Annotated in this window: 10 protein-coding genes; 6 read left to right on the top strand and 4 right to left on the bottom strand. The window is 45.8% G+C overall.

The window, feature by feature from the left end; all coding sequences use genetic code 11:
- The first annotated feature begins 258 nt into the window (after positions 1–258).
- Both RIC07_RS03160 and RIC07_RS03155 read left to right on the top strand, forming a co-directional pair.
- Positions 259–570: a nucleotidyltransferase family protein gene (locus RIC07_RS03160; RefSeq protein ID WP_446393241.1), complete on the top strand. Its 312-nt coding sequence runs from the start codon at positions 259–261 to the stop codon at positions 568–570.
- Between the two features lie 19 nt (positions 571–589).
- Positions 590–931, top strand: coding sequence for a HepT-like ribonuclease domain-containing protein (locus RIC07_RS03155; protein ID WP_446393240.1), 342 nt, complete (start codon positions 590–592; stop codon positions 929–931).
- Here RIC07_RS03155 and RIC07_RS03150 read toward each other — a convergent pair.
- The 4 genes from RIC07_RS03150 to RIC07_RS03135 all read right to left on the bottom strand — a co-directional run bounded on the left by RIC07_RS03150 (position 921) and on the right by RIC07_RS03135 (position 2,438).
- Positions 921–1,148, bottom strand: coding sequence for a hypothetical protein (locus tag RIC07_RS03150; RefSeq protein ID WP_446393239.1), 228 nt, complete (start codon positions 1,146–1,148; stop codon positions 921–923). The two genes, RIC07_RS03155 and RIC07_RS03150, sit on opposite strands and share 11 nt — an antisense overlap.
- Positions 1,141–1,632, bottom strand: coding sequence for a DUF3368 domain-containing protein (locus tag RIC07_RS03145; RefSeq protein ID WP_446393238.1), 492 nt, complete (start codon positions 1,630–1,632; stop codon positions 1,141–1,143). Before RIC07_RS03145 ends, RIC07_RS03150 begins: the two co-directional genes overlap by 8 nt.
- Positions 1,629–1,874: a UPF0175 family protein gene (locus tag RIC07_RS03140; RefSeq protein WP_446393237.1), complete on the bottom strand. Its 246-nt coding sequence runs from the start codon at positions 1,872–1,874 to the stop codon at positions 1,629–1,631. Before RIC07_RS03140 ends, RIC07_RS03145 begins: the two co-directional genes overlap by 4 nt.
- Positions 1,875–2,153: 279 nt before the next feature.
- Positions 2,154–2,438: a hypothetical protein gene (locus RIC07_RS03135; protein WP_446393236.1), complete on the bottom strand. Its 285-nt coding sequence runs from the start codon at positions 2,436–2,438 to the stop codon at positions 2,154–2,156.
- A 73-nt stretch (positions 2,439–2,511) separates the two neighbouring features.
- On the opposite strand from RIC07_RS03135, the gene pruA reads away from it, so the two are divergent.
- The 4 genes from pruA (at position 2,512) to RIC07_RS03115 (ending at position 10,831) form a co-directional block, all read left to right on the top strand.
- Positions 2,512–5,580 (top strand): L-glutamate gamma-semialdehyde dehydrogenase, encoded by a 3,069-nt coding sequence (pruA, locus tag RIC07_RS03130; RefSeq protein ID WP_446393235.1) that lies wholly within the window; start codon positions 2,512–2,514, stop codon positions 5,578–5,580.
- 4 nt (positions 5,581–5,584) lie between these two features.
- Positions 5,585–6,250, top strand: a complete 666-nt coding sequence (locus RIC07_RS03125; RefSeq protein ID WP_446393234.1) for a methyltransferase family protein — start codon at positions 5,585–5,587, stop codon at positions 6,248–6,250.
- A gap of 249 nt (positions 6,251–6,499) precedes the next feature.
- On the top strand, positions 6,500–9,340 hold the full coding sequence (locus RIC07_RS03120) for an ATP-binding protein (RefSeq protein ID WP_446393233.1): 2,841 nt from the start codon (positions 6,500–6,502) through the stop codon (positions 9,338–9,340).
- Between the two features lie 39 nt (positions 9,341–9,379).
- Entirely contained in the window at positions 9,380–10,831 is a 1,452-nt protein-coding gene (locus tag RIC07_RS03115) for a hybrid sensor histidine kinase/response regulator (RefSeq protein WP_446393232.1), read from the top strand.
- Positions 10,832–11,054: the final 223 nt, after the last annotated feature.

Genomic DNA, 11,054 nt, shown 5'->3' with positions numbered 1-11,054 from the left:
GATAGGTGGTATCAGCCTGATGCTGGGGTTTTGAGCCTGGGCGCACTCGCCGATATGACTTAATTCCCTTTCCCAACTTACTTTTGCACGGCTCGTACACCCAGGCTGATTGATGAGCTAAACACAGACCTGAATTCTTACGTCGATTTTATGGGCGCACGCCATGCACCCCTACCGATTACCGTTACAGTAATGTAGGTTGGAAAAACGCAAGGAAACCCAACGGATTAGGCTGAGAATCCAATACACAGGAGTGAAATGGGCTGTTCAACAGCAATCAGAACGATTGAAAACTTGCAAAAACACCGGGATGAGCTGCTTGCCATTTTTGCCAAGCATGGCGCTCATACGGTGCGAGTATTTGGCTCTGTCGCACGAGGGGAAGCGACGGATGAGAGTGATATTGATTTTTTGATTGATTATGATCGAAACCGCACAAGTGCTTGGTTTCCGGGAGGATTGATCAATGATTTAGAGTCTTTCTTGAGAAGTAAAGTAGATATTACGACGACTCGGGGCTTAAGTCCGTTGATTGCTGAGACTGTATTCCAAGAGGCGATTGAACTATGAATCGGTGATCATGTAAGGAATGAGTAGAGCTGTTAACCATATTATCTACATTCGCAACGCCATCTCGGAAATTCGGCAGTGGACAATCCAGGGGGAAACGGAGTTTAAGAAAAATAATCTTCTGATCAAGGCTACATTATACAATCTGCAAACGATGGCAGAATCAACCACTCTATTACCTCAGGCTTGGAAAGATGAACATCCTGAAGTCGATTGGAATGGGATCAAATCATTTCGCAATTTTTTGGCGCATCAATATATGGAAATTGACACCGATACAGTTTGGGATGTCGTAACACGCGATTTATCGCAACTAGAAGCCGCTATAGAGGCAATCGCCCGCGACCATTTTAATGAGTAGGAATATCCCCTGCTAGAACAGATACCGAGTATGCCAAATTGCGATAGCGTCTGGGGTCTGCATCCGGTGAGTAAGCTAGATTAGGATCAATGGCACTGAAAATTTGCATCGCGCGATCGCTAAAATCTTGGATCTGCCGTAGGGTGGGCATTGCCCACCAGAATACGAGGAACGTGACATTCGTGTTAACTTTGTCGTCGGATTGGGTATTAGCCAACTTCGTTAACGAGTTGCAAAATACTGTTGTATAAGGATTCTGCAACCCAAAATCCAGCCTCATTGACCAACGCATTCAACAAGGGTTTTACCTCAGCAATCAAGCCTTGACTTTTCGCTTCGACCAAAATTCCCAAAATTCCTACATATCTGAGGTTCAGCCTAGTTGCGATTAGCCTACCTCGACGTTCATCAATTAAAACTTGATCGGCTTGAATCTCAACGGCTAAGGCGATCGCTTCTGCTTCTCCGATATCAAGTTCGCTGCTGAGGGCTTCAACCAAGGTGCGATCGCGAACAGCACAAGTTTGAATCCAGTCAAAGGTTTGTACTTCGGTTGTCCCAGCCACGGGAAAATTGGGGTCAGTGAGTTCTCGATAAACGGCTTCGGGAATCAGAACTGTTCCGTAGAGTTGATGAAGGAGATGGAGATGATTGATTGCAGCGAGATTGTTGATCGGGGATGTGTCACTGACAATAATCACAGCCTATCCATCTCCCGCAGGGTTTGAATGTCCTGTTCAAGATCCTCTATCCCGTAATGAACCGGGATTTGGCGGCTAGCCAGTAGATGCTGAAAGGCGACACGGTGCATCCCTGCAAATCGGCTGGCTTGAGCAAGAGTGAGCTTTTCCCGCTCAAAGAGCATGACAGCAATCTCTTGACGCATTTCAGCCTCAGTCATGCGAGTTATGGTTAAAATTTCGTCAGGGACGACAACGCTCATAGCTCTAATTCCTCACGATTTTTCTTATTGTACGTTTCCGAGTCAGAGGGTGTTTTTGTCCTGTCTTGTTGATCATGGGTGAGAAAGCCGGACATGATATGACATAACTAAACTGATGGATTGGAGTTGTCGATTTTATGGGCGCACGCCATGCGCCCCTACGGTTTCTTATCAAGTGGTGGGTATAGGGCAGTGGATGCAGTAGAGTGTGTTGGAGTGCAGTTTGACTGATCCCTAGTATGCCAGGTGGCGATCGCGTCTGGGGTCTGCATCCGGTGATTAAGCTAGATTAGGATCAATGGCGGTGAAAATTTGCATCGCGCGATCGCTAAAACCTTGGATATACTGTAGGGTGGGCATTGCCCACCAGAATACGAGGAGCGTGACATTCAGATTAGGATAGCATTGCCTTTGATTTCCGCGTATTAGGCTTCCAAATTGCCGCCCTTGGAATTCCCCTGAATCCCTATCAGGGATTGAAAATTGATGCGCCGGAAAGGGCTTGGAAACCAAGCCCCTACGCGGGGAATTCCCCTGAATCCCGATTAGGCGACAAATCTGCATGATTGGCTCTAGCCGGATATAATAAAGAGTTCGAGATAAATGCTTTAGCCCAGAATTAGGAGTCTACCCGCCCGTGGTTGTACAAGTCGCCAACAGCATCTACGAAACCCAAACCATCGAAATTGCCAAACAGCTTCTCGACGCCACTCGGCAAAAACGCTCCTTTTTTGCCCATATTCGCGACAATATGCGCTGGGATGATAAACTCCTAGCTTGGGCGATGAGTAATCCAGGTTTACGGGTGCAGCTTTTTCGCTTCATTGATGCCTTACCCGCCCTCCAGAGTAAGACCGAGATTGCCCGTCATTTGCAAGACTATTTAGGGGATGAGTCGGTAGAACTTCCCGCCGCCCTGAAAAATCTGCTCAATTTTGCTAATCCTGACTCGATGCCGGGACAGTTGGCGGCGTCAACGGTATCTACGGCGGTGGAAACCCTAGCCAATAAGTATATCGCTGGGGCAACGATTAAGCAGGCAATTAAAACAATTGAACGCCTGCGGAAAGATAAGATGGCATTTACCCTAGATTTACTAGGGGAAGCCGTGATTACCGAAGCTGAAGCCCAGTCGTATCTGGAACGCTATCTGGATTTGATGGAACAGTTGACTCAGGAAGCGAAAAGTTGGTCAACGGTGTCGTCAATTGACCAAGCCGATGGGGAAGAGTTACCACGAGTTCAAGTTTCTGTCAAGTTAACGGCATTCTATTCCCAATTTGACCCCCTAGATCCAGAAGGTAGCAAAAAACGGGTGTGCGATCGCATCCGGATTCTGTTACGTCGTGCAAAGGAATTGGGGGCGGCGGTTCACTTTGATATGGAACAGTATGTCTATAAAGATATGACCCTGGGCATTCTCAAAGAATTGTTGATAGAAGCGGAATTCCGCGATCGCACGGATTTAGGCATTACCCTACAAGCCTATCTACGAGACAGCAAAGGGGATTTAAAAGATATTATCACCTGGGCAAAAGAACGGGGCAATCCCCTCACCGTGCGTTTAGTTAAAGGGGCATATTGGGATCAGGAAACGATTAAATCCTTACAAAACCATTGGCAACAACCCGTTTATAACCAAAAAAGCGCCACCGATGCCAATTTTGAGGAAATGACCCAGCTATTGCTAGAAAATCACCAGTATCTCTATGCTGCCATCGGATCACATAACGTGCGATCGCAAGCCAAAGCCATCGCCATTGCAGAACAGTTAAATATTCCCCGTCGCCGCTTCGAGATGCAAGTTCTCTACGGAATGGGAGATCAACTGGCAAAAGCCTTAGTGCAACGAGGACATCGGGTGCGGGTTTATGCGCCGTATGGGGAACTGTTACCCGGAATGGCATATCTGATTCGCCGCTTACTGGAAAATACCGCCAATAGTTCCTTCCTACGCCAAAGTTTAGAAGAACGCCCCGTTGACGAATTAATCGCCCCGCCTGTGGTGGATGAGGAACCTGTAGAGACGCGCCATGGCGCGTCTGGAAACCAAGCTGTAGGGGCGGGTTTTACAGATAACGTTACAGCGAAAACCGATAACTTGACTAAACCCACCCAATCCCCCATCCCCCATCCCCAATTCGCCAACGCCCCCGATACCGATTACGCCCAAGCGGAAGCCAGGGAAAAAGCCCAAACCGCCCTGGAAACTGTGCGCCAACAACTAGGAAAAACCTATTATCCGTTCATTAACGGCGACTATCAACCCACCACCGAAACTGTTGATTCCGTTAATCCCGCCAATCCCAGTGAAATTATCGGTAAAGTGGGATTACTCTCCATCGACCAAGCCGAAACTGCCTTAAACGCCGCCAAAGCCGCCTTTCCGGGATGGCGTCGCACCCCGGTTAAACAACGGGCGGATATTCTGCGTCAAGCGGCGGAATTAATGGAACAACGACGAGAAGAACTTTCCGCCTGGATATGCTTAGAAGTCGGGAAAGCCTTACGAGAAGCCGATGCAGAAGTCTCCGAAGCCATCGACTTTTGCTGTTACTATGCGGATGAAATGGAACGGCTGGAGGGCGGCTATATCTATGATGTGGCTGGGGAAACCAATCGCTATGTCTACCAACCCAGAGGAATTGCGGTGGTTATTTCTCCCTGGAATTTCCCCTTGGCGATTGCGACGGGAATGACGGTAGCCGCATTAGTCGCAGGAAATTGTACCCTGCTTAAACCTGCTGAAACCTCATCGGTAATTGCGGCGAAACTGGCAGAAATTTTAGTCGCAGCCGGAATTCCCCAGGGTGTGTTTCAATATGTTCCTGGTAAGGGTTCCCAGGTGGGGGCGTATATGGTGAAGCATCCAGATACCCATTTAATCGCCTTTACGGGTTCTCAAGAGGTGGGCTGTCGGATTTACGCTGATGCGGCGATAGTTCAACCCAGTCAAAAGCACCTAAAACGGGTAATTGCCGAGATGGGGGGGAAGAATGCGATTATTGTCGATGAGAGTGCGGATTTAGATCAAGCCGTGGCGGGGGTGGTGAAGTCAGCCTTTGGATATAGTGGTCAAAAATGTTCTGCCTGTTCACGGGTAATCGTTCTCGACCCTATCTATGATACCTTTGTCGAACGATTAATCGAAGCCACGCGATCGCTAAATATTGGTGCGGCTGAATTACCCAGTACCCAAGTTGGTCCGGTGATTGATGCTACTGCCAGAAATCGGATTCAGGATTATATTGAAAAAGGGCGGCAAGAGGCAGAAATTGCGGTGGAATGTGAAGTCCCAGACACGGGTTATTTTGTGAGTCCCACAATTTTTACTAACGTTTCACCGGATGCCAAAATTGCCCAAGAGGAAATCTTTGGTCCGGTTGTAGCGGTGATTCGAGTCAAAGATTTTCCCGACGCCCTGGCTGTGGCAAATGGGACTAAATATGCGCTGACGGGAGGATTATATTCCCGCACGCCATCTCATATTGATCAGGCATCTACTGAGTTTGAAGTGGGTAATCTCTATATTAACCGCACGATTACGGGGGCTATTGTTTCGCGCCAACCCTTTGGCGGATTCAAATTATCAGGGGTAGGTTCTAAGGCGGGGGGACCCGATTATTTACTCCAATTTTTAGAACCGCGCACGATTACCGAAAATATTCAGCGTCAGGGGTTTGCCCCAATTGAAGGAGTTGATTAAGCTGATGAAAAGCAAGCATTTCATTGATCTGCATAAAGGACTAACATCTTTCGTTGTATTAGCCTTGATGGTGGCGTATCAAAATTTCACCATCGGTCCTTGGGTTTATCTCGCCCTCCATGGCATGTATGGGTTTATGTGGGTACTCAAAAGCCGCATCTATCCCGATAAACAGTGGGAACAAGAAATCTCTTTTGGAACAGGTCTATTTATCTTTGGGCTTCTATTGCTCTACTGGGTTGCTCCTTTTATCCTGATTAGTAGTGGCTCAGAACCGACTCCTCCCCTGATTGCGGCGGCGATTGCGATTAACCTAATGGGTGTCTTTCTCCATTACAGCAGCGATGCTCAAAAGTATTACACGCTCAAGTATCATGCTGGATTGATTACCGAAGGATTTTTTGCCCGTTGTCGGAATACTAACTATCTGGGAGAAGTCTTAATCTATGCCTCTTTTGCTATGTTGACTCAGCACTGGCTGCCATTTTTAATTTTGGCAGGTTTTATAGCGGGTATTTTTATTCCCAATATGCTTAAAAAAGACCAGTCACTCTCCCGTTATCCAGAGTTTGCTGACTACAAAGCCCGTTCAGGATTGCTATTCCCTAAACTGTTTGTTACCAAATCTTCTGAGGTAAATAATTCAGACATTGCTCAGAATGTAAGTTAGTTTTCACAGGAAACAGAGAAAAAACCGAACCAATAGGCAAGAGGTAATTCTAGAAGGTGTATTTCAGGACTTTTTTAAGATTTTAAAGAATGAAGTAGATCCCTGACGTCTTGAAGATATCGGGGATTTGGCGTACTGAAGCCTTCTATATTGTCGTAGTATCACCGAATTTTGAATACATTTCTTTATAGATTAGGGTAGCATCTGAGTCGTCAAATCCACTCATTACTCGTAGATTAACACTGACGGATGTTACCCAGTTTTTTAGCAAAACCCTCTCTAAAAATGCGTTTGCGCCTCGTCCTTGTTGTTCCTTTCCTGCTGCAAATTACAGCGGCTGTAGGATTAACGGGTTGGCTTTCCTTACGCAATGGTGAACAAGCGGTTCATGAACTTGCCAGTGATTTACGCCAAGAAATCGCTGCCCGGATTCAACAGAAACTCGATAGTTACTTGCAGATCCCCCATGCCTTTAATAAACTCAATGCCAATGAAACCTGTCTGAATCAATTAGAATTAGACAATTTACTGGATTGTGAGAAAACCGTCTGGCATCAGATGCAAGTTTTTCCGGTTAGCGCTACAGCCATTGGTACAGAAGATGGTAAATATCTGGAAGTGGTGCGACAAGAGGGGGATAATTTTCAAATTCATGAATCAGTGAATTATACTAAATATATTTATGCCGCGAATCAGCAAGGAAATCGGATAAAGTTATTAGAAACTCCTGCCTATGATGATCACCGAACTCGACCCTGGTACGAAAAGGCGGTAAAAGCAGGTGAGGCAACCTGGAGTGAGGTTTTTCGCTATGAACATGAAGATACATTAGCGATCGCGGCGAGTATGCCCCTGTATCAGGGTGATACGTTGCTGGGCGTAACCAGTACAATTCTGTCTCTGTCTCATATTGGGGACTTTCTGGAAAGCTTGAAAATTAGTGAATTTGGGCAGACGTTTATTTTAGAACCCAAGGGAAAGGGAACCTTAGTGGCTACCTCCATGAGTGAAGAGACATTTGTCTCTACGGATCAGGCGAAATCTGAACGGAATGACTCCATTACCAGTGATAACCAGCTAATTAAGGCGACGTCTGATTTTTTGGTGGGAAAGTTTGGCAGTTTTGAGAATATTAACGGAGAATACCAGTTAGATTTCGAGTTAGATAAAAAAAAGCAATTTGTCCAAGTTCTCTCCTTTCAAGACAATCAAGGACTCAATTGGTTGATTGTTGTCGTGGTTCCCGAAGATGAATTTATGGCACGTATCCACGCCAATACGCGCATGACAATTCGCCTCTGTGTAGCGGCGTTGATTTTTGCCACGCTTTTGGGATTATTTACCTCGCGTTGGATTAGTCAACCCATTTTACGACTGAGTATGGCATCTTGTGCGATCGCGAGTGGGGAACTTGATCAACGAGTCAAAGTCGAAGGGATTTATGAACTGCGGATTTTATCCAAATCCTTTAACCAAATGGCGCAGCAGTTGCAGGAATCCTTTACCGCCTTAGAAGATGCTAAAGCTGAACTGGAATTGCGGGTAGAACAACGCACAGCAGAATTGAAAACAGCCAAAGAAGAGGCGGATACGGCGAATAACGCCAAAAGTGAGTTTCTGGCAAATATGAGTCATGAACTGCGAACGCCACTGAATGGGGTGTTAGGCTATGCCCAAATTCTACAACGATCCAAAACGATGAGCGATCGCGAACTTGATGGTGTTCGGATTATTCATCAGTGCGGTTCTCATTTGCTGATGTTAATTAATGATATTCTCGATTTAGCGAAAATTGAAGCCCGCAAGATGGAACTCCATGGCAGTGATATTCATTTTCCCTCCTTCCTGCGTGGCGTTGTCGAAATTTGCCGGATTCGGGCGGATGCAAAAGGCATTTCCTTTATCTATCAACCCACGTCATCCCTTCCTGCTGGTATCCACGTAGACGAGAAGCGACTGCGACAAGTTCTAATTAATCTCCTCAGCAATGCGATTAAATTTACCGATACTGGCGGCGTTACCTTTAAAGTCGGCTATGCAGATAACCAAGACAATCACAGCATTGGGGGACACAATGGAGACAAGCCAGAAGGCATCTCTCATCCTCAGGAAACCTCAACCCCTCCCCATCACCAAATCCGGTTTCAAATCGAAGATACCGGGGTAGGGATGAGTCCCCAACAATTGCAACGCATCTTTTTACCCTTTGAACAAGTGAGCGATCGCAAACGTCAGTCGGAAGGAACGGGACTAGGGTTAGCGATTAGCACCAAGATTGTACAACTCATGGGTAGTACCATTCAAGTCCACAGTGAAGTCGGTAAGGGGAGTGTATTTACCGTAGATCTAGACTTACCCGAAGCCCAAGAATGGATTCAAACAACTCCCGCCTTTACTCAGGGTAGAATTATTGGGTATCAGGGCAAACCCCAAACCATCCTCGTCGTCGATGATCGCTGGGAAAATCGTTCAGTTGTGGTTAATTTGCTCGAACCCTTAGGATTTGATGTCATTGAGGCAAATAATGGTCGAGAAGGATTGGATATCGCCATGACAGCTACGCCGGATCTAATCATTACCGACTTGATCATGCCGATTATGGACGGCTTTGAGATGATGCGACACATTCGTCAGTCCCAAACCCTGAAAAATATGCTAATTGTAGTATCGTCAGCCAGTGTTTTTGAGATGGATCGGCATCACAGTTTGGCAGCCGGGGGTAATGATTTTCTGCCCAAACCCGTTCAAATTGATGAGCTACTCCAGACGTTACAACAACATTTGGGACTGACCTGGATTTACGAACCCGCATCAGGGAATGGTAGTCAGTCAGCGGCTGTTAAGGTAACACCATACGAGCAACAAAAACCGGGCAAACTCGAAGCGATTATTTTTCCTGAAGAGGAATTAGATATTCTCTGGGATTTAGCCATGAAAGGTCGCATTAAAGTTCTCCTCGAAGAAATTGATAATATCGAGAGTTCGGATAAGAAGTTCGCCCCATTTGCTCAATATATACGCCAGCTCGCTAAAGGCTTCCAGCTCAAAAAAATACGAGATTTTATTAAGGAAAATCGGTGCATTCACTAAACGGAATTAACCTATCGCTAACAACTAGAAATTCTCGCCATGCTTACGTCTAAATCTACTACGTTGAACCGGATCGAACAACGCAAAAAGGCAATGATAGACAAGTTAAATAAAACGATTATTTTAATTATTGACGATAGTCCCAACAATCTAGAAATACTCTCAGAAACCCTGACTAGCGCTGGATTTGAAATTGCCGTTGCTCTTGATGGAGAAACCGCGCTTGAGCAAATTGCCTATGATCCACCGACCTTAGTTTTGTTAGATGTGATGATGCCAGGAATTGACGGATTTGAAACCTGCCGACGTCTAAAAGCAAATCCTGACACTCATGAGATTCCGATCATTTTTATGACGGCTTTGACCGATACCATTGATAAAGTTAAGGGGTTAAATTTAGGCGCTGTAGACTATATCACTAAACCCTTTCAGCAGGAAGAGGTATTAGCACGAGTGAAGGTGCATTTGAAACTGCGAACCTTAACCAAAACCCTAGAAGAACAGAATACCCGATTAGTTGAGGAAGTGGAACAACGGGGTAAAGCAGAAGCCGCCTTACAAACATTGACCCAGGAATTAGAACAACGGGTGGAAGAACGGACAAATCAACTCGCCCAAGCCCTCAACAATTGGCAACAAGCCCAAGCCATGCTAGTTCAAAGTGAAAAAATGTCCAGCTTGGGACAAATGTTAGCCGGGGTTGCCCATGAAATTAATAATCCCATTACTTCGATTCATGGCAATTTAAGCTGTGCCAGCGAATATAGCCGAGATTTACTTAAACTCCTGCAAATCTATGCTCAACATTATCCGAATCCAGTTTCCGAAATTCAAGATAAATCTCAAAAGATTGACACGGATTTTCTGGTCAAAGATTTACCCAAAACCTTTAAGTCGATGGAATTGGGCATCGAACGCATCTGTCAAATCATTAAAAGCTTGCGGAATATATCTCGCCTCGACGCGGGCGAAATGATGATGGTTGATTTGCATGAGGGGTTAGATAGTACGCTGGTTCTCTTGCAACATCGGATCAAACCCTCCGGGAAACATTTAGGCATTCAAGTGATTAAAGAATATGGTAAATTACCGCCCATTGAATGCTATCCTGGACGCCTGAGCCAAGTGTTTATGAATATTCTGGCGAATGCGATTGATGCCTTAGAGGAAGCAGAATTTAGAAAGCAAAATTCCGAGACAATTTCAGAGAGTGATCCAACCCCCGCGCCTCCCACCATCTGGATTCGTACCAGAGTTATTGATAACCAGCGAGTAGAAATCCGTATTTCTGATAATGGTCCTGGTATTCCTGAAGAGATACAAGAAAAGCTATTCCAAGCCTTTTTCACGACTAAACCTTTTGGCAAGGGAACGGGGTTAGGATTATCGATTAGTCATGAGATTGTCGTGGAGAAACACGGCGGACAATTACGTTGTGTGTCTCACCCTGGAGAAGGTGCTGAGTTTATCATTGAACTTCCGATTGGTTAATGAAGGGAAGATAAGGGAGATGGGGAAGATAGGTGTCAGATGGGGAAATTGTGTAGGGGTTCACTTTCACTACTATCGTTGGAAATGGTGCGTTACTATTATCGTTGGAAATGGTGCGTTACGCTACCCTACCCTTCGGGAACGCTGCGCGAACGGGAACGCTTCGCGAACGCTAACGCACCCTACTGGCTACTATCGTTTGAAATGGTGCGTTACGCTTTGC

Origin of the sequence: Coleofasciculus sp. E1-EBD-02 (genome assembly GCF_040218245.1) — a bacterium.
Taxonomy (GTDB): Bacteria; Cyanobacteriota; Cyanobacteriia; order Cyanobacteriales; family Coleofasciculaceae; genus Coleofasciculus.
This window is presented reverse-complemented; position numbering and strand designations above follow the sequence as displayed.

What these genes read in the sequence shown, in the direction of transcription:
- RIC07_RS03160 (WP_446393241.1), top strand. Translation starts at nt 259, where the DNA reads ATGGGCTGTTCAACAGCAATCAGAACGATTGAAAACTTGCAAAAACAC.
- RIC07_RS03155 (WP_446393240.1), top strand. Translation starts at nt 590, where the DNA reads ATGAGTAGAGCTGTTAACCATATTATCTACATTCGCAACGCCATCTCG.
- RIC07_RS03140 (WP_446393237.1), bottom strand. Translation starts at nt 1,874, where the DNA reads ATGAGCGTTGTCGTCCCTGACGAAATTTTAACCATAACTCGCATGACT.
- RIC07_RS03135 (WP_446393236.1), bottom strand. Translation starts at nt 2,438, where the DNA reads ATGCAGATTTGTCGCCTAATCGGGATTCAGGGGAATTCCCCGCGTAGG.
- RIC07_RS03125 (WP_446393234.1), top strand. Translation starts at nt 5,585, where the DNA reads ATGAAAAGCAAGCATTTCATTGATCTGCATAAAGGACTAACATCTTTC.
- RIC07_RS03120 (WP_446393233.1), top strand. Translation starts at nt 6,500, where the DNA reads ATGTTACCCAGTTTTTTAGCAAAACCCTCTCTAAAAATGCGTTTGCGC.
- RIC07_RS03115 (WP_446393232.1), top strand. Translation starts at nt 9,380, where the DNA reads ATGCTTACGTCTAAATCTACTACGTTGAACCGGATCGAACAACGCAAA.